General features: G+C 72.7%; 17 protein-coding genes. 11 read left to right on the top strand and 6 right to left on the bottom strand.

Going from position 1 to position 21,468, the window contains the following annotated elements:
• Position 1 precedes the first annotated feature (1 nt).
• The 3 genes from BLW57_RS40005 to BLW57_RS39995 all read left to right on the top strand — a co-directional run bounded on the left by BLW57_RS40005 (position 2) and on the right by BLW57_RS39995 (position 3,147).
• A complete protein-coding gene (locus tag BLW57_RS40005; RefSeq protein WP_143051671.1) occupies positions 2 to 253 on the top strand; it encodes a DUF6059 family protein in 252 nt (83 codons plus the stop codon).
• Positions 254 to 378: 125 nt separating this feature from the next.
• Entirely contained in the window at positions 379 to 1,377 is a 999-nt protein-coding gene (locus tag BLW57_RS40000; protein ID WP_093481230.1) for a methyltransferase domain-containing protein, read from the top strand.
• 120 nt (positions 1,378 to 1,497) lie between these two features.
• Complete coding sequence (locus BLW57_RS39995; RefSeq protein ID WP_093481229.1) at positions 1,498 to 3,147, top strand: thiamine pyrophosphate-binding protein; 1,650 nt, start codon at positions 1,498 to 1,500, stop codon at positions 3,145 to 3,147.
• 6 nt (positions 3,148 to 3,153) lie between these two features.
• Here the strand turns inward: BLW57_RS39995 and BLW57_RS39990 are convergent, their stop codons facing one another.
• A complete protein-coding gene (locus BLW57_RS39990) occupies positions 3,154 to 4,734 on the bottom strand; it encodes a 4-hydroxyphenylacetate 3-hydroxylase family protein (protein ID WP_093481228.1) in 1,581 nt (526 codons plus the stop codon).
• Between the two features lie 211 nt (positions 4,735 to 4,945).
• Between BLW57_RS39990 and BLW57_RS39985 the strand changes: the two genes are divergently transcribed.
• The 3 genes from BLW57_RS39985 (at position 4,946) to BLW57_RS39975 (ending at position 7,992) form a co-directional block, all read left to right on the top strand.
• Positions 4,946 to 6,127, top strand: a complete 1,182-nt coding sequence (locus BLW57_RS39985) for an acyl-CoA dehydrogenase family protein (RefSeq protein ID WP_093481227.1) — start codon at positions 4,946 to 4,948, stop codon at positions 6,125 to 6,127.
• A 61-nt stretch (positions 6,128 to 6,188) separates the two neighbouring features.
• Positions 6,189 to 6,614: an SgcJ/EcaC family oxidoreductase gene (locus BLW57_RS39980; protein WP_073901625.1), complete on the top strand. Its 426-nt coding sequence runs from the start codon at positions 6,189 to 6,191 to the stop codon at positions 6,612 to 6,614.
• Positions 6,615 to 6,645: 31 nt separating this feature from the next.
• The gene (locus BLW57_RS39975; protein WP_093481226.1) at positions 6,646 to 7,992 is read left to right on the top strand and encodes an FAD-dependent oxidoreductase; all 1,347 of its coding nucleotides are present in this window, start codon (positions 6,646 to 6,648) and stop codon (positions 7,990 to 7,992) included.
• 166 nt (positions 7,993 to 8,158) lie between these two features.
• Here the strand turns inward: BLW57_RS39975 and BLW57_RS39970 are convergent, their stop codons facing one another.
• The 5 genes from BLW57_RS39970 to BLW57_RS39950 form a co-directional block, all read right to left on the bottom strand.
• Positions 8,159 to 9,409: a cytochrome P450 family protein gene (locus BLW57_RS39970; RefSeq protein ID WP_093481225.1), complete on the bottom strand. Its 1,251-nt coding sequence runs from the start codon at positions 9,407 to 9,409 to the stop codon at positions 8,159 to 8,161.
• A gap of 71 nt (positions 9,410 to 9,480) precedes the next feature.
• Entirely contained in the window at positions 9,481 to 10,713 is a 1,233-nt protein-coding gene (locus tag BLW57_RS39965) for an acyl-CoA dehydrogenase family protein (RefSeq protein WP_093481224.1), read from the bottom strand.
• A gap of 43 nt (positions 10,714 to 10,756) precedes the next feature.
• Entirely contained in the window at positions 10,757 to 12,130 is a 1,374-nt protein-coding gene (locus BLW57_RS39960; RefSeq protein WP_093481223.1) for a condensation domain-containing protein, read from the bottom strand.
• Positions 12,131 to 12,188: 58 nt separating this feature from the next.
• Positions 12,189 to 12,398 carry an MbtH family protein gene (locus BLW57_RS39955; RefSeq protein WP_073901633.1) on the bottom strand — a complete coding sequence of 70 codons (210 nt, stop codon included), beginning with the start codon at positions 12,396 to 12,398 and terminating at the stop codon, positions 12,189 to 12,191.
• Positions 12,395 to 14,164: a non-ribosomal peptide synthetase gene (locus tag BLW57_RS39950; RefSeq protein WP_093481222.1), complete on the bottom strand. Its 1,770-nt coding sequence runs from the start codon at positions 14,162 to 14,164 to the stop codon at positions 12,395 to 12,397. Before BLW57_RS39950 ends, BLW57_RS39955 begins: the two co-directional genes overlap by 4 nt.
• 238 nt (positions 14,165 to 14,402) lie before the next feature.
• On the opposite strand from BLW57_RS39950, the gene BLW57_RS39945 reads away from it, so the two are divergent.
• From BLW57_RS39945 to BLW57_RS39925, 5 genes are all read left to right on the top strand, one after another.
• Entirely contained in the window at positions 14,403 to 15,698 is a 1,296-nt protein-coding gene (locus BLW57_RS39945; RefSeq protein ID WP_093481221.1) for an acyltransferase family protein, read from the top strand.
• Between the two features lie 184 nt (positions 15,699 to 15,882).
• Positions 15,883 to 16,671, top strand: coding sequence for an alpha/beta fold hydrolase (locus tag BLW57_RS39940; protein WP_073901639.1), 789 nt, complete (start codon positions 15,883 to 15,885; stop codon positions 16,669 to 16,671).
• 205 nt (positions 16,672 to 16,876) lie between these two features.
• A complete protein-coding gene (locus tag BLW57_RS39935; protein ID WP_093481220.1) occupies positions 16,877 to 18,976 on the top strand; it encodes an MMPL family transporter in 2,100 nt (699 codons plus the stop codon).
• 131 nt (positions 18,977 to 19,107) lie between these two features.
• Positions 19,108 to 20,112 carry a methyltransferase gene (locus BLW57_RS39930; RefSeq protein WP_218137985.1) on the top strand — a complete coding sequence of 335 codons (1,005 nt, stop codon included), beginning with the start codon at positions 19,108 to 19,110 and terminating at the stop codon, positions 20,110 to 20,112.
• Entirely contained in the window at positions 20,109 to 21,353 is a 1,245-nt protein-coding gene (locus BLW57_RS39925; protein ID WP_093481219.1) for a cytochrome P450, read from the top strand. The genes BLW57_RS39930 and BLW57_RS39925 overlap by 4 nt, the downstream gene beginning before the upstream one ends.
• Positions 21,354 to 21,468 lie beyond the last annotated feature (115 nt).

Below are 21,468 nucleotides of genomic sequence, written 5' to 3'. Positions count from 1 at the left end.
CGTGACCACTTCCTCCACGCCCTTCGCGCACACCGCCGGCAGCCGTGGGCCCGCAGCCCTGCGGCTGGCCCGCCGGCTGCTGCGCTCCGCCTACTGGTCCCTGTCCGACTTCGGCTGGGTGTGGATCGGCCCGATGCCCTCCCCATCCGGCCCCGACCCGGCGGGCGAGATCCCGCCCGGCCACCCGGAGCGGCTCACCGACCTGCCGCTGACCCCGCTGGAGCGCGCCCTGGAAAGGGAGCTGACGGGGTGACCTGCCCGGCGGACCGTGGCGCCGCCGCCGGACAGCAACGTCAGAGATGCCCCACCCGCCACGCGCTTGAAGCATGGAACGAAGGGTGACAGACCCCCGAACTCCCAAGGACGAGGTGCTGAGCAGTGACTGTTGACATCGCACAGGGCAACGCGCGCGGCATTGCCTCCATCTACAACTCCGCCGTGGCGGCATGGGCGATCGCCGCCGCCTGGGAGGTCGGAGCCCTGGACGAGCTGCACCGCGCGCGGACGCTGGACACCGCCGACTTCGCCGCGCGGGCCGGTCTCGACCCGCTGTCGACCACCGGCCTGTTCCGCGCCCTCGCGTCGGTCGGGCTCGTCCGCCGCGACGGCGCCGTGGTCCACACCCTCGACGGCTTCGACGACATGTACCGCAACAAGTCGTTCTTCCACTGGCTCACCCGTGGCAGTGCCGAGCTGTTCCGGCAGATGCCCGCCGTCCTGCGCACCGAGAACCGCAGCGGCGACTACTACCACCGCGACGCCGCCGCCATCGCCTACGCCTGCCGGGAGATCGACCAGGTCACCTACGCGCCCACCTTCTGGGCCGCGATGGACCGGGTGGACTTCCCCTTCAGCCGCGTCGCCGATCTCGGCTGCGGCTCCGGCGCACGGCTGATGCAGATCCTCGACCGCCACCCCGGCGCGACGGGCGTCGGCGTCGACATCGCCCGGCCGTCCCTCGACGTGGCGCGGAAGGAAGCGTCCGAGGCCGGGTTCGCCGACCGCGCCGAGTTCGTGCAGGGCGACGTACTGCGCCTCGAACCGCGCCCCGAGTACGCCGACATCGAACTGCTCACCTGCTTCATGATGGGCCACGACTTCTGGCCCCGGGAGAACTGCGTGGCCACCCTGCGCCGGCTGCGCGAGGTGTTCCCCGCGGCCCGGCGTCTGCTGATCGGCGACGCCACCCGCACCGCGCTGCCCGACACCGAACTGCCCGTCTTCACGCTCGGGTTCGAGCTCGGACACGACCTCATGGGCACCTTCCTGCCGACCGTCGACGACTGGGAGTCGGTCTTCGAGGAGGGCGGCTGGGAGCTGGTGCGCACCAACCGCATCGACATCACCGTCGGCGAGGTCATCTTCGAACTCGCCTGATCCGAAAGGCACACCGGTCCCCGGGCGGACGGGCGCTCCACGCCCGCCCGGGGACCCGCAGCCCGTCCGGGCACTTTTCGCTGATCAGTAAGTTGTTTGACGCAACCCATGGAGTCACGCATGACCACACTCGCGCAGGCCGTCGGGCAGACCCTCGCCGACAGCGGCATCCGGCACGCCTTCGGGGTGGTGGGCGGCGGCAACATCCTGGCCACGGCCGCGCTCACCGCGGCCGGCGTGCGCTACACGGCGGCCCGGCACGAGGGCGGGGCCATGGCGATGGCCGACGCCTACTTCCGGGCGACCGGCGACGTCGCCGTCTGCACCACCACCCACGGGCCCGGCATCACCAACACCGTCACCGCGCTGGCGGACGCGGCCAAGAACCGCAGCGGGGCCGTCCTGCTGTGCGGCGACGCCCCGGTGAGCGGTCCCCGGCCGCACGACATCGACCAGAGCGCGCTCCTGGCCGCGCTCGGCGTCCGCGTCGTCCGGCTCACCGAACCGCGCACCGCCCGCGCCGACACCGCCGCGGCCGTACGCACCGCCCGGGAGGAGCGCTGCCCCGTCGCCGTGTTCCTGCCGGGCGACCTGGTCAACCACGCGCTGCCCGGCACCCCAGGCACCGTCGCGCAGGCCGCGGCGGGCACGACGGACGCCGTGGCCGAACCCGACCTGGAGCCACTGCTCGACGCCCTGGCCGGGGCGCGCCGCCCGCTGCTCCTGGCCGGACTCGGCGCCTGGCACTCCGGCGCCGGCAAGATCCTGCGCGAACTCGGCGACCGCCTCGGAGCCCTGTTCACGACGACCGTCATGGCCGGCGGGCTGTTCCGGGACAGCCCCTGGTCACTCGGGGTCTGCGGGGGCTTCGCGGCACCGGCCGCCGCCGACCTGATGGGCGAGGCCGACGTCGTCGTCGCCTTCGGCGCGAGCCTGGACACCTTCACCCTGCACGGCGGCCGGATCCTCGACCCCGCGGCCACCGTCGTCCAGGTCGACGTCGACGGGCACAAGCGAGCACAGCGGGCCGACCTCGTGGTGCGCGGCGACGCCCACGCCGTCGCCGTACGGCTGCTCGACGCGGTGGAGGAACGGGGACTGCCCGTGCCGGACTGGCGCGGGCGGTGCGCCGACCGGGCCGCCCGGGCACGCACCGGATGGGCGGACCTCGCCCACGAGGACGCGTCCACCGCCGACCGGATCGACCCGCGCACCCTGACCCGCGCCCTGGCCGCCCTGCTGCCCGAGGAACGCACCCTGGTGCTGGACGGCGGGCACTTCATCGCCTGGCCCGGGATGTACTGGCCGGTGCCCGACCCGGCCGGGTTCGTCTTCACGGGCGCCGCCTTCCAGAGCATCGGCCTGGGCCTGGCCGGCGCGGTCGGCACAGCGGTGGGCCGCCCCGACCGGCTGACCGTAGCGGCGGTCGGCGACGGCGGCGCGCTGATGGGCCTGCCGGAGCTGGACACGCTGGTGCGCTCCGGCCGGCCCGCGCTCGTCGTCGTCTACGACGACGCGGCCTACGGCTTCGAAGAGCACATGTACGCGCCGCAGGGCGCCGACCCGGCCACGCTGTCCTTCGCCGACACCGACTTCGCCACGGTGGCCCGCGGCCTGGGCGCCACGGCGGTCACAGTGCGCCGCCCGGACGACCTCGACGCCGTACGGCGGTGGCGCACGGCCGGCTGCCCGGGCACCCTCGTCCTGGACTGCAAGGTGGTGCCCGGCGTGATCGCGCCGTTCCTGGCCGACCTGCTGGAACGGACCTGAGGGCCCTCAGCCGCCGAGCAGGCCCCCGCGTGCCTCGCGCAGCCCCGGGAACGAATCGAGATCCGGGACCGTCCAGCCGTCCAGGTCGTACTCGGACAGGCACTGGTCGACGAACGCCTTGTAGTCGTCGACCTGCCCGCTCGCCGTCTGCGCGAACAGCAGCTCGGTGCGCACGCTCTCGTGGTTGCCCGAGTAGTTGCGCTCGTACAGCTCGTGCCGACCGCCGAACTCGGTGCCCACCGCGTCCCACAGCAACTTCAGCACCTTGACGCGCTCGACGGCCTCGACGCCGCCCGAACCGCGCACGTACTTGTCGAGATACGGACGGATCTGCGGGTTCTTGAAGTCGTCGGCGCTGGAGTTCAGGTAGATCAGGCCGCTGGCGACGTCCTGCTGGACGATCTCCTTGATCCGGGGATAGCCGATCTGCATGAACCACCGGTAGGCCATGCCGTACTGCGGGTTCGGCAGCACCGCTCCGTTCCGCCACTTCACCGGGTTGCGCGCGGCCGCGTCCGACAGCCCCCAGAACAGGTTCCGCCAGGCGAGCACCTCGCCGAGCCGGGTCTGCACCCCTCGGAAATCCTGCGTCCCGGTGATCTCCAGCGCCTTGGCCAGCGCGCCGGCGAGGAACTCCAGCTTCACGGCGAGGCGTATACAGCCGTGGAAGGTGAAGCGCTCAAGGAAGCCCGACTGCCCCGAGAACATCTGGATCTTGGCCGTGTCGCCGTAGATGAACACGTCCTCCCACGGGATGAGGACCTTGTCCAGGACGAGGATCGTGTCGTTCTCGTCCAGCCTCGACGACAGCGGATAGTCGAAGGGGCTGCCCATCACGGCGGACATCGCCGAGTACGACGGGCGGCAGATCAGCTTCACGCCAGGCGCACCCGTGGGCACCGTGGCAACCAGCGCGAACTCCTTCTTGCGCACCGGCAGACCGTAGTGGGCGATGAAGTTGTGGTGGGTGAGCGCCGAACCGGTGGCGACCACCTTGGCGCCGCTGACGACCAGACCCGCGTCGGTCTCCTTCTCCACGTGCACGAAGACGTCGGAGACCTCGTCCGCCGGGCGGCTGCGGTCGACCGGCGGATGCACGATCGCGTGGTTCCAGTACAGGACCTTCTCCTGCGACTCGCGGTACCAGCGGCGCGCGTTGTCCGAGAAGGGGGCGTAGAAGTCGGCGTTGGCACCTAGCGTGCCGAGGAAGGCGGCCTTGTAGTCGGGGCTGCGCCCCATCCAGCCGTAGCTCATCCGGGACCAGGCGGCGATCGCCTTCTGGTCGGCCACCAGGTCCTCGGCGCTGCGGGGCGTGGTGAAGAACCGGTGGGTGAAGCCGTCGCCGCCGCTGTCGGTCGCAGTGGTGAGCACTTCGCGGTGGGCCGGGTCGTGCAGCGCGTCGTACAGGCGGGCCGTCATCCGCACCGGGTTGTGGAATGCCGGGTGCGCGGTGACGTCCTTGACGCGCTCCCCGTACAGGTACACCTCGCGGTCGTCGCGCAGGCTCTCGACGTACTCGTCGCCCGTCAACGGACGGGTGGTCGTCGCCTTGTCGCGGCCTTCCCCGGCGTGCTGCTGATCCGTCATAGGCCTCATCGTGGCAGCCGCCGGCCGGGGAGGCTTCTTGCTGCGTGCGGCAGCGGGCCCGACCCCGCACCGACGTGCCGAAGTCGCTGCGACCGGCCCAACTTCGCAACACGAGAGGTGCCGCCAGGGCCGCCGCGATGTGAGCGTCAGGTGCGCGACACGGTCCCGCTTCCGGCGACCGACACCTGTGTACCTTCCGGGAGGACCCACGATGCTCACCGCCGACATCCCCACGCGAGCACACCTGGTGCAGCGCGCCGGCGACCTCGCACCGCTTCTGAAGAAGAACGCCGCGCAGGCGGAGGAGGACCGGCGACTGCAGGACGAGACGATCGAGGCGATCGCCGGGGCGGGCCTGTTCAAGCTGCGCGTGCCCAAGCGGTACGGCGGCTACGAGGCGGACACCCGCACCCTGGTCGAGGTCGCCGCCGAACTCGGCCGCGCCGACGGGGCGGCCGGCTGGACGACGTCCGTCTACTGGATCCCCACCTTCATGGCCTGCCTCTTCCCCGACAGCGTCCAGGACGAGGTGTTCGCCACCCCCGACGTGCGCATCTGCGGCACGCTCAGCCCCTCCGCGCTGGCCGCGCCCGCCGAGGGCGGCATCGTCGTCAACGGCAAGTGGGGCTTCGTCAGCGGCGCCCGCCACGCCCACTGGCAGGAGATCATCGCCGTCCAGCCGACGCCCGACGGGCAGCACCTGCCGGTCATGGCCCTCGTGCCCATGTCGGACCTGCAGATCATCGACGACTGGGACACCTCCGGGCTGCGCGGCACCGGCAGCGTCAGCACCGTCGCCCAGGACGTCTTCGTCCCGCAGGAGCGGGTGATCCCGCTTCCGGCGATCCTGCAGGGCCAGTACGCCTCCGAGCTGAACGCCGCGAGCCCCGTCTACCGCGTCCCGCTGCTGCCGGTCGCCGCCGCCTCCTCCGTCGGTACCGCCCTCGGCCTCGCCCGCGCCGCGCGCGACGCCTTCTTCGAGCGGCTCCCCGGCCGCACCCTCACCTACACCGCCTACGAGTCCCAGGCCCAGGCGCCGCTGACCCACCACCAGGTCGCCGAGGCCACCCTGAAGATCGACCAGGCCGAGTTCCACGCCTACCGGCTGGCCGACCTCGTCGACGCCAAGGGCCTGGCCGGCGAGGAGTTCACCCTGGAGGAGCGGGCCCGCGCCCGCGCCGACATGGGCGCCGTGGTCCGCCTCGCCAAGGAGGCCGTCGGCATCCTCGCCGCCGCCTCCGGAGGCTCCTCCATCTACCGCGATGTCCCGATGCAGCGGATCAGCCGCGACATCCAGGCCGTCAGCCTGCACGCGTTGATGAACCCGGACACCAACAACGAGCTGTACGGCCGCGTCCTGTGCGGTCTCGAGCCCAACACGCTCTACATCTGAGCGCCTTCAGCCACCCGACACCCGGCTCGGAAAACTCCGACCGAACACCCAGGAGCAGCACATGACCGCGCAGACCATCGTGACCGCCACCGCGACCGACGAAGACAAGGCCGCCATCGCCGCGCTGCCCCAGCGCGTCGTCGAGGCGTGGGCCGCGCACGACGCGGACGCCTTCGCAGACGTCTTCACTCCCGACGGCACGATGATCATCCCCGGCCACTTCCAGAAGGGCCGGGACGCCATCAGGGCCTTCCTGACCCAGGCGTTCCAGGGCCCCTTCAAGGGCACCCGCGTCACCGGCACCCCCGTCGACCTGCGCTTCGCCAACAGCGAGTCCGGCATCCTGATCACCCGGGGCGGCATCCTCGCCCCCGGCGAGACCGAGCCGAGCGCCGAGCGCGCCGTCCACGCCTCCTGGGTCGTCGTCAAGCGCGAGGGCCAGTGGTTCCTCGCCGCGTACCAGAACAGCCCGCGCCACGCCGCCTGACGGCACCCCCATCGCAGAAGAGGTGACGTACATGACCAACAGGGTGGGCGAGCGCGCGGTGGTGCTCGGCGGCAGCATGGCGGGGCTCCTGGCCGCGCGCGTGCTCGCCGACTCCTACGACGAGGTGCTCGTCGTGGAGCGCGACACGATCACGGGAACGACCACGGCCCGCAAGGGCGTGGGACAGGGACGCCACGTCCACGGACTGCTCGCCCGCGGCCAGCAGATCCTCGACGAGCTGTTCCCCGGCTTCACCGACGAGGCCGTCGAGGCCGGCGTCCCGACCGGAGACCTGGGCGAACTGCGCTGGTTCTTCAACGGCCGCCGGCTCAGCCCCGGCACGACCGGACTGATCTGCGTCTCGGCCACGCGCCCAGTGCTGGAGAGCCGGGTGCGCGAGCGGGTCGCGGCACTGCCCGGCGTGGTCCTGCTGGAGCGGCACGACATCGCCGGGCTGGTCGCCGACGACACCCGCGACACGGTCACCGGGGTCCGCGTGCAGTCCCAGGAAGCCGGGGCGCAGGAGCGGACGATCGAGGCGGACCTCGTCGTCGACGCCACCGGGCGCGGCTCGCGCACCCCACTGTGGCTGGAGGACTTCGGCTACGAGCGCCCCGACGAGGAGCGCATCCGCATCGACCTCAGCTACACCACGCGCAAGTTCCGGCTGCGCGACGACGCGGTGCTCGACGGCGACCTGTCGATCAACCCCGTCTCCTCGCCGAGCCACCGGCGCGGCGCGTTCCTGTCCCGGATCGAGGGCGGCCTCGTCGTGGTCTCCCTCACCGGCGTCCTCGGCGACAGCGCCCCGGCCGACCTCCCGGGCTTCCTGGAGTGGACCCGCACGCTGCCGGTGTCCGACATCCACGACGTCATCCACGACGCCGAGCCGGTCGACGACGGTGCAGTGTTCCGCTACCCGGCCAGCCAGCGCCGCCGCTACGAGCGGCTGTCCCGCTTCCCGAACCGCTTCCTGGTCCTTGGCGACGCCGCGTGCAGCTTCAACCCGGTGTACGGGCAGGGTATGACGGTCGCCGCGCTGGAGACGCTGGTGCTGCGCGAGCACCTGAGCCGGGGCGAGGTGGACCCGAAGGCGTTCCTCGCGGACATCGCGCAGGTCATCGAGGTGCCCTGGCAGTTCTCCGCCGGGGCCGACCTCGGCTACCCCGAGGTCGAGGGCGAGCGCACCCCCGAGTGGGAGGCGTCCGGCGCCTTCATGGCCGCGCTGCACGCCGCCGCCGTCGTCGACGGCGAGGTCACGGCCACGTTCATGCGGGTCGCGGGCCTGGTCGCCACCCCGGACGCGTTGATGAGCCCGGACATGCTGCGCCGGGTCGAGGAAGGCGCGGCCAAGGCCGCGGCGCCCCTCGCCGCCTAGCCTGCCACGGCCGTCGTACGGCGTCCCCCGCCTGAGTCACGAGCCCGTCCCGCGTCCGCCGCGGGGCGGGCTCACTCGTGCCGCCGGGTGTCCGCGGCCGGCGCCACGGCAGCGCGAAGGGCCGCCCGGGACCGAACGTCCCGGGCGGCCCTTCGGTGTGCGTGGGTCAGCGGGCGCCCGCGCCCGCCGGCACCTTCGCGGTCAGCCGCACCGGCAGGCTGCGGTGGCCGTTCATGATGAACGTCGGCAGCGGCTGCAGCGCGTCGCGCTCCACGGCCAGCTCCAGGTCCGGGAAGCGCTCGAACAGCCGGGACAGGCCGGTGGTGGCCACCAGGCGGGCGATGCCCGCGCCCATGCAGTAGTGCGGGCCGAACCCGAACGACAGGTGGGACTTGTCGGTCCGCGTCAGGTCGAAGGCCTCGGGCGCCTCGGCGTGGAGCTCGGGGTCGCGGCCCACCGCCGCGTAATTCACCAGGATCGGGTCGCCCTTCGGGATGGTCACCCCGTCCAGCTCGATGTCCTCCGCCGCGTACCGCAGCGGCAGATGCGCCAGCGGCGACTCCACCCGCAGCGTCTCGTCGATCACGTCGTCCCAGGTGGCGCGCCCGGAGCGGACCAGCTCCAGCTGGGAACGGTCGCTCAGCAGCGCGGTGATGGCGTTGTCGAAGAAGTTGATCGTGGTCTCCGAGCCGGCGCCGAGGATCGCGAAGATCGTGTCGGTCAGCTCGTCCTCGGACAGCCGCGAGCCGTCCTCGTCGCGGGCGGCGACCAGGTCACTGGTGATGTCCTCGCCCGGCTCGCGCCGCTTGTCGGCTATCAGGTCGGCCATCGCGCCGCGCCAGCCCGCCAGCACTGCCTGGGCCTGCTCGGGGGTGATGGTGGTGTCCACCATCGCGTCGATGACCTTGGCGGTCTTGGCGCGGGCCTCCTCCGGCATGCCGATCAGGTCGGCCACCAGCCGGGCCGGCAGCGGGTAGGCGAACCGCTCGCGCAGGTCCACCGTCTCGCCCGGCCCCGCCTGCTCCAGCGCGTCCAGCAGCTGGTCGGTCAGTTCCTCCACGCGGGGCCGGAACGCCTCGGCGCGGCGCGGGGTGAACGCCGCGCCGACCAGTTTGCGCAGCCGCACATGGTTCTTGCCGTAGGCCGTCACCATGTTGTCCATCGCGACCCAGCTGATCAGCTCCCAGTCCGGCGGCACCTCGCCGTTGACGAAGGCGGGCCAGTGGTTGCGGGCGCTCTTGGTCACGCGCGGGTCGGCGAGCACCTGCTTGATCACCGCGTGGCCGTTCAGTGACCAGGCGAACACGCCGCCCGGCAGTTCCACCCGGGTCGCCGGGCCCTGGGCCCGCAGGGCCGCGGCCTCGCCGTGAATGTCGCGGCCGGTGGTGTCGAGGGCGAAGGGGCAGCCTTGTTCCATGGGTTCATCCCGATCTGTCGGACGTGGACTCGTGTGCGGACGCGGTGTCCAGGGGCGCAGCGCTGCGGCACTCACCGGACGCCGGTGCCGAAGTGCGCCTGGGCCAGCTCGCGGTTGGCGAGCGAGGAGAGGAAGACGCCGTTCCCGGCGTGGCTGTGCAGCGTGGACAGGTCGCGCCAGACCCGCTCGATACGCTCCCCGGCCCGCACCGAGCTGGACCCGGCGGTCGGGAACAGCTGCCCTTCGACCGCACGCCAGGCCAGCCGCACGGCCTCCCGGCTGATGGTGGCCAGCCGCAGCTCCTCCTCGCGGGTGAAGGCCGCCGCCTCCTTGCGGCACAGCTCCTGCCACTGCTGCGTGGCGTGCAGCACCGCCGCCTCGGCCGCGGCGATCATGCCGGCAGCCTCGCCGTAGCGGAACTGGAAGTCGGGGTCCTCGGTGCGCGGCACTATGGGGAAGAACGCCGTCGTCCGGGAGCGCATCAGCTCGTCGTACGCGTCCAGCGCGCCCTTGGCCATGCCGACCGCGAGCACGCCGAGCTCCAGCAGCATGAAACTGAGCGGACCGCCGCCGTACTCAGGGCCGTGCAGGCGGCGTCCCGGAAGCTCGTCGGTGACCGCCAGCTGGCTCAGGTGGCCGCCGAGCGTGTGGTTGCCAGGCACCCGGCCGCCCTCGATGCGAATGCTGTGCGAGCCGCTGCCCTTGAGACCGAGCTGGGCACCCCAGTCGTCCAGGCGCTCGAACTGCTCGCGCGGGGCGATGAACAGCATCGGCGCGGGCGGCTCGCCCTCGCCACCGGCCACCAGGGTGTGGCCGACGAAGTGGGTGGCGTAGGGGGCGCCGGAGCAGTAGTTCCAGGTGCCGTCGAGCAGCCAGCCGCCCTCGCCGTCGGGCCGGGCGGAGCCCGCCGGGGCGACCGTCGCGGGGCAGATGAAGTCACCGCCGGCGAACAGCTCAGCCTGGGTGGCCTCGTCGAAAAGGGTGCCCACCACCAGCGCGTGCGCCGCGCCGAAGAGGTACATCCAGCCGGTCGACGGGCAGCCGCGGGCCAGCGCCATGGAGACCTTCACGAAGGTCTCCGGGCCGAACTCGTAGCCGCCGTAACGGCGCGGTACGAGGATCCGGTAGAAGCCGGCGCGGGCGAAGGCCTCGTGGGTGTCCTCGGCGTAGAAGCCGCGCCGCTCGGTCTCGGCCTGCCGCTCGACCAGGGTCGCGGCCAGGGCCTCGGCCCGGGCGACGATCTCCTCGGGGGTCAGGCCGGGCTCCGGGGGAGCCACAGGGGCGAAGGGGGCCAGGGTAGTCATCGTCGATCGGTCCTCTTGGCGTCGAAGGGGCTCGGCTCGCGGGTCAGTCCAGCGGGGTGTGGGGCGCGTCGGCCAGCGTGCTCAGCAGCTCGCGGAAGCGGGCCACCAGGTCGGCCGCGGTGGACTCGTCGAAGCGGTGGTGGTCGAACTTCAGGCTTCCGGCGAGCTGCCCGTTGGGCAGCACGTCCATCGCCCACAGGCCGCCGTCCGGGATGGCCGAGCTGACCCGCTGCGACCGGGTCCGGTGCCGGATCTCGGCGAACCCGAGGCCGCCGGCGTCCGTCCCCGTCATCGGGAAGGCGGTCTGCAGCACCTCGAACGCGACGACGGCGAGTGACCCGTCGGCGAACGGCGCGAGCAGCGCGGGGCTGTCCTCGGCGATCCGGGCGAAGGGGATCTCGTGCTGGTAGGCGCCCACGCATGCCTCGCGGGCCCGGTCCAGCACCTCGCCCATGGTGGCGCAGCCGGTGGTGTCGATCCGGACGGGCACAAAGTTGAAGAACGGGCCGACCGCGTCCATGAACCGCTCCTCATAGCGGCCCGAGGAGAAGGTCGGGAAGACCACGTCGCTGGTGCCGGTGCGTTCGCGCAGCAGCACGCTGTAGGCGGCGGCCATCACCATGAACGGCGTGCAGCGGGTGTCGCGGGCGGACCGCAGGACGGCCGAGGACAGCTGCGCGTCGAACACGAACCGGTGCACGCCGTAGGCGCTCGCCAGGTTCTCGTCACGCGGCCGGTCCGAGGTGATCCCGGTGATCCGCGCCTCCTCCAGCCGCTCGCGCCAATAGCCGCGCGCCCGGTCCAGCCGCGGGCTCGCGGCGGTCCCCTGCTGCCAGCGGGCGAACTCCTGGTACTGCGCGGCCGCGTCCTGCCCGGCGTGCCCGCCCGCCACGCGGGCCGCGTAGGCGGCTGCCAGGTCGCGCATGATCACCTGCAGCGACCAGGCGTCGGTGGAGGTGTGATGGGTGGCCAGCACCAGGACCGCGTCGGTGGCGTCGAAGCGTCCCACCGCGGCCCGCAGGTGCGGCAGTTCGCGTACCTCGAAGGGGCGAGCGTCCAGCTCGTTCAGGAATTCCTCGGCGCGCACATCACGCGGCGCGCCGTCGCCCTCGCCCAGCTCCCGTATCTCCAGCGCGACCGGCGACGGCGGCTCGACCACCTGGTAGCCGCCCTGCTCATCGCCACGCACCGCGGTGCGCAGCACCTCGTGGCGGACCACGACGTCGTCCAGGGCCAGTTGGAGGGCGGCGAGGTCGATCGCGCCGGTGACCCGCCAGCCGCACACGAGGGTGTGGCGGTGACCGAACGCACCGTCCGTCTCGCCCTTGTCGAACGCGCGCAGGAACTCCTGGTTGTACGACAGCGGGATGCGGTCGGCGGTGCTCTCCGCCTCCAAGGGTGCGGCGGTGATGCTCACGGTGATCGAGTCCTCTCCGAGTGGTGGGGCGGTGCGCCGGCGGGCGCGGCCGACGGGTTCAGGCGGCGGTCGCCGCAGCGGCGGGGTGGCGGCTCGAGGCCCGGTCGATGAAGTCCAGGCATCGCGCGCGGGAGGCCGGGCCGTAGGCGACCGGCCAGCCGGCCGGGGTGTCGAGGTCGACGGGCCACAGCGAGTGCCGGCCCAGGGTGTTGACGAGGACGACGCAGTCGCGCCCGGCGGTGCCGTCGGGGAGGGGCCGGCCGGTCACCGCGCCGCCTCCGTGAGTCCGTCCGCCTGGGCGAGTTGCTCCATACGGCGGTCCAGCTCGGCGACCGTCGGATGGTTCAGCACGTCACCGACGGAGATCTCGTAGCCCAGCTCGGCCTCGATGCGCGAGGCCAGGCGTACGGCCTGCAGCGACTCGCCGCCGAGGGTGAAGAAGTCGTCGTCCACGCCCACGCCGGGGACGCCGAGGACCCGGGAGAACAGCGCGCACAGCACGTCCTGCCGGGCGCCGGCCGCCGGCGTGGAGCCCACCGCCTTCTGCGGGACGGGCGCGGGCAGCGCCGCGCGGTCCAGCTTCCCGTTGGCCGTCAGCGGCAGCTCGGCCAGCTCCATGAACGCGGCGGGCACCATGTAGTCGGGCAGTACGGCGGCAACCGCCGACCGCAGCGCCGCCTCGTCCAGGCCTGTGGTCTTCGGCACGAGGTAGGCGACCAGGCGCCGGTCGCCGCCCTCCTGCTCCTGGGCGACGACGGCGGCGTGCGCCACGCCCGGCTGTCCCGCCAGCACGTGCTCCACCTCGGCGGGCTCCACGCGGAAGCCCCGGATCTTGACCTGGTCGCCGACACGGCCGGCGAACTCCAGGCCCCGGGAGCCACGGCGCATGAGGTCGCCGGTGCGGTACATCCGGGACCCCGGCGCCCCGGGGTCCTCGACGAATCGTTCCGCCGTCAGGTCGGGTCGCCGGTAGTAGCCGAGGGCGAGCCGGTCACCGGCGATGTAGAGCTCGCCGATCCCGCCGTCCGCGACCGGCCGCAGCTCCTCGTCCAGCAGCCGCGCGTCGACGGTGTCCAGCGGGTGGCCGACGGGGATCACCGCCGTCGGCTCATAGGGCGCGGTGAGCGTGGCGCTCGCCGCGAACGACGAGACCTCGGTGGCGCCGTACATGGCGCGCACGACGAGGCCCGGGCAGGCGTCGAGGACGCGCTGCACGGCTGTCGGGGAGATGACGTCCCCGCCGGTGAGGACCTCGTGCACGGGGGCGAAGCTGTCCGGGGCCTCGTCGGCGAAGAGCCGGAACAGACCGGCGGTGACGTGCAGCGCGGTGATGCCGTGCGCGGTGATGAGCCGTCGCACCGTGCGCACGTCCAGGTCGCCGGGCGGCGGCAGCACGATCTCGCCGCCGCGCAGCAAGGGGACCCACAGCTCGTAGGTGGAGACACCGAAGGCGTACGGGGCGAGGGCCAGGATCCGCCGGTGTGCCCTGCCGTCCCAGCAGGTGTCGTCGGCCAGGCCGAGGACACCGCGGTGGGGGACCTCGACGCCCTTCGGCTCACCGGTGGAGCCGGAGGTGTGGATGACGTAGGCCGGCGCGTCCGGGCCGGCCGGGACGCCCGGATCGGTGGCGGGTGCCCCCGCCGTGGCCAGGTCGCCGGCGGGCAGGATCACCTGACGGGTGCGGGGCAGCCCGCGTGCCTCGCTCGCCAGGTCGGTGAGCAGCACGGGGGAGCCGGCCCGGTCCATGATCTGCTGCATTCGCGGCAGCGGGTAGGCGCTGTGCAGCGGCAGGTAGAAGGCGCCCGCCTTGAGGGCGGCGAGGATCGCGACCACCACGTCGGCGGAGCGTTCCATCAGCACCGCAACCGGATCCCGCGGCTCGACGCCCGCCTCGATCAGGCGGTGGGCGAGCCGGTTGGCCCGCTCATCGAGCTGACGGTAGGTCAGTTGCGCGTCCCCCGCCGACACCGCCACCGCGTCCGGCGTCCGGCGCGCCTGCGCGGCGAAACGTTCGTGAATCGAGGTGGAGACCATCGCTTACGTCCAATCGCTCGTCCCTGCCGAGGGCAGCCCGCACGCAGGCGGCCTGACGGGTCAGCCGGAACGGTCACACAGGGCCGACGGGCGCTGCATCTCCTGGATTGCCGTGCGTCACAGGGCGGTTGGCGGCCCAACGGCGGGTCGCGGCAACACCGCACGGCAGAAGATGGCGCCGCAATCACGCCATGCCCATGCTGAACAAGCCATCGAGACACAGAGGAGCGCTGACGCAGTGAATGCCAATCGGGCCGCGGCACCGGCCCAACAGACCAAGCGCGTCGGGGGACTCGACGGTGTCCGCGCGCTGTGTGCCCTCGGAGTTGCGGCCGTCCACACATCCTTCGCAGCCGGAGTCATGGGCGCCTACACGGCACGGCCCGGCAACCAGGCCCTCGCCGACCTGCTGGCCGGCATGCGTCCACTGGCGCTGGGCCCGTTCTTCGTCCTGTCCGGCATGCTGCTGTACCGGCCGTTCGCCCGCTGGACCCTCGGCGGCGGCGAGCGCCCCAAGGTCGGCCCGTTCCTCGCCAAGCGCCTCGCCCGGCTGTGGCCCGCCTACATCCTGCTCTCGCTGGTCTGCGTGTTCCTCCTCAACTTCGACGCAGTCGACGGGGTCTGGTACGTGCTGCGGCCGATCCTGATGCTCCAGGTCTACGACTACACGTGGATCGCCGGCATGGACCCGGCCTGGACCGTCCCGGCCGAGATGCAGTACTACCTCGCCCTCCCCCTGCTCGCCGTACTGATGCACTGGCTGGCCCGGGGCACAGCCGATCCGGTGCGCAAGGTGCGCCGCATGATGGTCCCGCTGGCGCTCATCACCGTCGGATCAGCGGTGTGGACCTACTACATCCACCGCCCGTCGATGGGCATCTACCCCACCAAGTACTGGTGGCCGCTGGGCGTCGGCGGTGCCTTCGCCCTCGGTATGGCCATGGCGCTCCTGCACGTCCTCGCCGAGCTGCGGCCCGACCGTAAGCCCGCCCTGTACCGGATCGCCGCCAGCCATCCGCTGCTGTTCTGGGTCGGCGCCCTGGCCGTCTACGCCTTCAACTGCACCCAGCCCTTCGGCCGCCCCGGCTACGGCGACTACGAGGGCGTCGGCCTCGCCCTGACCCAGTACTTCCTGCTGCTGGTCTTCTCCTACCTGACGGTGATGCCGCTCTCGATCCCCGGCACCAAGTCCCGGGTCGTCGACGCGATCGTCGCCAACCCCGTCTCGCGCTACCTGGGACGCATCTCCTACGGCATCTACCTGTGGCACTTCGCCATCATGTACTTCTGGTTCAAGACCGGCAGCGTCTTCGGCACCCAGCCGGGCCTGATGAACCAGCTGCGCGGCACGATCGGCTTCCCGGAGCTGATGACCGCGGTGCTCGTCGGCAGCATCCTGGCGGCCACCGCGAGCCACTACCTCATCGAACGTCCCATCGTGAAGGCCGTCGGCCGCTGGGCTGCCCGCAAGGACGGCGCCACCCGGACCGCCGCCACCGCACAGGACGCCTACACCGTCGCCGGACCGCGCTGACCAGCGCACGAACCCCGAACCACCCGCCCCGGAGGCCCGCAGGCCCCCGGGGCTTCGTGCGCCGCCGGTGCGGACGCAGCAATTCCGAAGATGCGCCGCGACCCTCGCCGTCCGCAGGCTGGACGGGCACACAAACCCGACATCCGTCCGCGCAGCCCGGCGCCCCCACGTCTTCAGGAGAACAATGAACACAGTTCAGTCCGCCGACGGCACCACGATCGCCTACGACCGCTCCGGCCAGGGCGAACCGCTGATCCTCATCGGCGGCTCCTTCAGCGAGCGGGCGCATCCGACCATGACGCAGCTGGCCGAGGAACTGGCCCCCCACTTCACTGTCTTCAACTACGACCGCCGCGGCCGCGGGGACAGCGGCGACGCTGCCGAGTACGCCGTGGAACGCGAGATCGAGGACCTCGCGGCACTGATCGCCGAGGCCGGCGGCTCGGCCAGGGTCTTCGGTCTTTCGGCCGGCGGCGCCCTTGCGTTCAAGGCCGCGGCCGCCGGTCTTGGCATCACGCAGATCGCCGTCTACGACCCGCCGTACGTCGTCGACGAGTCCGGCCCGCGTCCCCCGGCCGGCTTCACCGCCCGTCTCGCGGAGCTGAGCGCGTCCGGCAAGCGGGCCGAGGCCGTCGAGTTCTTCATGGTCGAGGGCATGGGCGCGCCGGCCGAGGCCGTCGCCGGAATGAAGTTCGCGCCGTTCTGGGCGGGCCTCGAGGCCCTGGCGCACACGCTGCCGTACGACACGACCATCGTCGGCGACGACTTCGCCCTGCCGACCGGGGAACTGGCGTCCGTCACCGCCCCGGTGTTCGTGGTGCACGGCGGCGAGGCGGACGCGTGGCTGAAGGCCTCCGCGCAGGCGGTCACCGACGCACTGCCGGACGCCCGCCGTCACGCCCTGGCCGGCCAGGGCATCGCCGTCGACCCGGCCGTCCTCGCGCCCGAGCTGAAGAACTTCTTCGCCAACTGAGGTCATCCGTGCCGCACTTAGGCCCGGCCCGCCGGGCGGCACAGCACAGCGCCCGTGGAGCGCGGTTCCACGGGCGCTGCCGCATGCGCGCATTCAGCAATACGGAAGATGCGACCCCGGATGAACGCCCGGGACGATGAACCGTCCCCGCCGTGCGGCCGCAGCGCGCCCGGCCGCGGAACGTCCCCCAAAAGGAGAGATCTCCATGCGAGCATGGTTCGAGCGAGCCGCCGTCGTGCCCGGTGGCCGTCGCGGAAAATGGCTCGTCCTCGTGACCTGGCTGATCGCGGTGATGGCGCTCGGCGCGCTCGCCGGCAAGCTCGGCGAGGTCCAGGACACCAGCGCCAACGCCTTCCTGCCGCGCGGCGCCGAGTCGGCCGAGGTGAACACGGAGCTGGAGAAGTTCCGCACCGACGACCTGACCTCGGCGGTCGTGGTCTACAGCAGCCCGGGCTCGCTGGGCGACGAGGCCCGCGCCAAGGTCCGGGCCGACCGCACCGCCTTCGGCAAGGTCGCCGCCGAGGGACGGCAGGTGCCGCCGGCCATCGAGTCGGAGGACGGCAAGGCCCTCATGGTGGTCGTGCCGCTGCCGGGCAAGGAGCAGTCGGTCGTCGCCGACAAGGTCGCCGACCTGCGCCGCATCGCCGACGCCCACGCCCCGCCCGGCCTCGACGCCCGCGTCGGCGGCCCCGCCGGCTCGCTCACCGACGCCTTCACCGTCTTCGACAACCTCGACGGCACGCTGATGATGGCCACCGGACTCATCGTCGTCGTCCTGCTGCTGCTCACCTACCGCAGCCCCGTCCTGTGGCTCTTCCCCGCGCTCGCCGTCGGCTTCGCATCCGTCCTGACCCAGGCCGGCACCTACCTCCTCGCCAAGGGAGCGGGCCTCCAGGTCGACCCGCAGAGCTCGGGCGTGCTGATGGTCCTCGTCTTCGGCATCGGCACGGACTACGCGCTGCTGCTCATCGCCCGCTACCGCGAGGAACTGCACCGCCACGCGGACCGGCACACGGCCATGCAGGCCGCGCTGCGCCGCAGCGGCCCCGCCGTGCTCGCCTCCGCGGGCACCGTCGCGATCGGCCTGGCCTGCCTCGCCTTCGCCGACATCAACTCCTCCCGCTCCATGGGACTGGTCGGCGTCATCGGCGTCCTGTGCGGCTTCCTCGCAATGGTCACGATCCTGCCGGCCCTGCTCGTCATCGCCGGCCGCTGGGTGTTCTGGCCGCTCGTGCCGCGCGAGGGTGCTCCCGTGCGCGCCGCCCGCCCGCTGTGGGAGCGCGTCGGCCAGGCCGTCGCGGCCCGGCCCCGCACCTCGTGGATCGCCTCGCTGGCCGTCACCGGCGCCCTCGCGCTGGGCGCACTGGGCCTGAACATGGGCCTCAGCCAGACCGACTGGTTCGCGAACAAGCCGGAGTCGGTCGTCGCCCAGGAGAAACTTTCCCAGCACTTCCCGTCCGGCTCCGCCGACCCTGCGACGATCATCGTGAAGACGCCGGACGCGCAGAAGGACGCCCGCGCCGCCCGCGGCACCAAGGGCGTGGTCGAGGTCAGGACCGTCGGCCGCACCCCGGACGGCACCCTCACCCAGCTGGCCGCCGTGCTGCCCGGCACGCCCGACAGCGACGCGGCCAAGCACACCGTCGAGGCCCTTCGGGACCGGGTCGACGGACTCGTCGGCGGCACCGCGGCCCAGGCCCTGGACAAGGAGAACGCCGCCGAACGCGACCTGGACGTCGTGGTGCCGCTGGTCCTGCTCGTCGTCCTGCTCGTGCTGGTGTGGCTGCTGCGCGCCCTGGTCGCGCCGCTCGTCCTGCTGGCGACGGTCGTCGTGTCCTACTTCGCCGCCCTGGGCGCCTCGAACCTCCTGTTCGAGCACGTCATGGGCTACCCCGGCGTCGACTGGACAGTGCCGCTGCTGGGCTTCGTCTTCCTCGTCGCACTCGGCATCGACTACAACATCTTCCTGATGCACAGGGTCAAGCAGGAGACCGCCCTGCACGGGCACACCAAGGGCATCCTGATCGGCCTGAGCAGCACCGGCGGCGTCATCAGCTCGGCCGGCCTGGTGCTCGCCGCGACGTTCGCCGTGTTCGCCGGGCTCCCGCTGGTGGCGATGGCCCAGATGGGCTTCGTCGTCTGCATCGGCGTCCTGATCGACACCTTCCTCGTCCGTACGGTCCTGGTGCCCGCGCTCGCCCTGGACCTCGGCCGGCGCTTCTGGGCACCGGGCCGGCTGTCCGCGAACCGTGCGGCACCCGCGGCCGTCGAGCCGGAGCACCGGCAGACGCTCGAGAACGTCTAGGGGCGACGCGCCGTCCGTCCCGGACCTCAACTCAGCATCGCAACAAGGGAGATGGCCCCCGCCCGCCCGTGCGCGACGATGAAGCCACGGGCTCCGGGAGGGGGCCGCCGACCAAGGGAGGACATGCCGTGTTGGGTGACGGGGACGGATCGGCCGCCAAGCTGTGGGCGATGGCGAGCCTGGGCACGCCGATGGCCGTGCGCGTGGCGGCCACGCTGCGGATCGCCGACCACATCGCCGCGGGGCGCCGCACCGCGGCCGAGCTGGCCGAGGCCGCGGGCGCGCACGCCGAGGCGCTCGACCGCCTGCTGCGCTACCTCGCGGTCCGGGGCGTCCTGGAACGTGACGAGACCGGGCGCTACGCCCTGACGGCCCTGGGCGAACCACTGCGCGAGGACCACCCGGCCGGCATCCGGGCCTGGTTCGACATCGAGGGCGCGGGCCGCGGCGAGCTGTCGTTCGTCGAGCTGCTGCACAGCGTCCGCACCGGCGAGGCCGCCTTCCCGGTCCGCTACGGACGCGAGTACTGGGAGGACCTCACCGACGACCCCGACCGCGTCGCCTCCTTCAACAAGCTGCTCGGGGCCGATGTCGCCGAGCGTGCCCCAGGCGTCGTCGCCGGATTCGACTGGGCGTCCCTGGGCCACGTCGTCGACGTCGGCGGCGGCGACGGCTCGCTGCTGACCGAACTGCTGCGTGCCAACCCGGCGCTGCGCGGCACGGTCGTCGACCTGCCCGGCGCCGCACACACCGCCAAGGAGCGGTTCGCCGCCGCCGGTCTGGGGGACCGCGCCGACACCGTCGCCGGAAGCTTCTTCGACCCGCTGCCCCCGGGCGCGGGCGGCTACGTGCTCTCGCTCGTCCTGCACGACTGGGACGACGAGCCCGCCACCGCCATCCTGCGGCGCTGCGCCGAGGCGGCCGGCGAGAACGGCTCGGTCCTCGTCATCGAGACGGTCGGCTCCGCCGGACACGCCCCGCACACCGGCATGGACCTGCGCATGCTGTGCGTGTACGGCGCCAAGGAGCGGGGCGTCGCCGAGTTCTCCGCGCTGGGCGCCGCCGCCGGACTCCGTGTCGTGGCCGTCCACCCCGCGGGCCCGTCGGTGATCATCGAGCTGGCCGCGGCCCGATGAGGACCCAGCCGGACGCCAGGCCGGCCACGGCCGAGGAGGCATGGGCGGCGCTGGCGACCGTCGGCGGCCGCCAGGACCCCTACCCCCTGTACGAGGCGATCCGGGCCCACGGCGAAACCGTCCGGCTCGGGCCCGGCAAGCTCGTCGTCGTCGGGTACGAGGAGTGCGACCGCGCACTGCGGGACACCCGCCTCCACGTCCAGGACGCCGCGCGCTACGACACGTCGGCACCGGGGTGGCGGGACCACTCCTCGCTGCGCGCCTTCACCAGCTCGATGCTCTACAGCAATCCGCCCGACCACACCCGGCTGCGGACGGTGGCCGGCTTCGCCTTCACCCCGCCGCGGATCCGCCGGCTGCGCTCGGTGATCGAGGAGATGACCGAGCAGCTGCTCGACCGCATGGCCGGTCTCGGCGCCGCGGGGTCGGCCGTCGACCTCATCGCCGAGTTCGCCTCCCGGCTTCCCGTCGCCGTCATCAGCGCCATGCTCGGCTTCCCCGAGCAGGACCAGGTGTGGTTCCGCGACATGGCCTCGACCATCGCCGTCTCCACGGACGGATTCCGTGACGCCGCGGCCCTGGAGCGCGCCGACCGCGCGATGGACGAGATGACCGCCTACTTCGCCGACCTCGCCGGCCGACGCCGCCGTGAGCCCCGCGACGACCTCGTCACCCACCTGGTGAACACCCACGACGAGGACCCACGACGGCTCGGCCACGACGAGCTGATGGGCACTCTCATGGTGCTGCTCACGGCCGGGTTCGAGACAACGAGCTTCCTCATCGGGCACGGCGCGCTGCTCGCCCTCGAGCGGACCGACTTCGCCGAACGCCTCCGCGCGGAAGCGGACTTCGCCACGGGCTACGTCGAGGAGATCCTGCGTTTCGAACCGCCTGTGCACGTCACCAGCCGCTGGGCGGCCGCCGACACCGAGCTGCCCGGCGTCACCGTGCCCGCGGGGACCCGGCTGACGCTGATCCTGGCCGCCGCCAACCGCGACGCACGGCGCTTCGCGGACCCGGCCCGCTTCGACCCCGACCGGCGCGACAACCGGCCACTGAGCTTCGGCGCCGGCGGGCACTTCTGCCTGGGCGCCCCGCTCGCCCGCCTGGAGGCCCAGATCGCGCTGCCCCGGCTCTTCGCCCGGTTCCCCCGCCTGGCCGCGACGGAGCCGCCCGTCTACCGCGACCGCTGGGTCGTGCGCGGCCTGGACACCTTCCCCGTCGCCGTGACCGCCTGAGCGGCAGCCGCGCCGCACCCCTTCCGGCGACACCCTCCCGCCCCACCGCCGTGACGACGGCACGCCTCCGACGGCCCCGGACCTCTACCAGGTCCGGGGCCGTTGGTCCATCCAG

Source organism: Streptomyces sp. 1222.5, assembly GCF_900105245.1.
GTDB classification, from domain to species: Bacteria; Actinomycetota; Actinomycetes; order Streptomycetales; family Streptomycetaceae; genus Streptomyces; species Streptomyces albidocamelliae.
The sequence above is the reverse complement of the archived record's forward strand: the minus strand, read 5'-3'. Positions and strand labels throughout refer to the sequence as shown.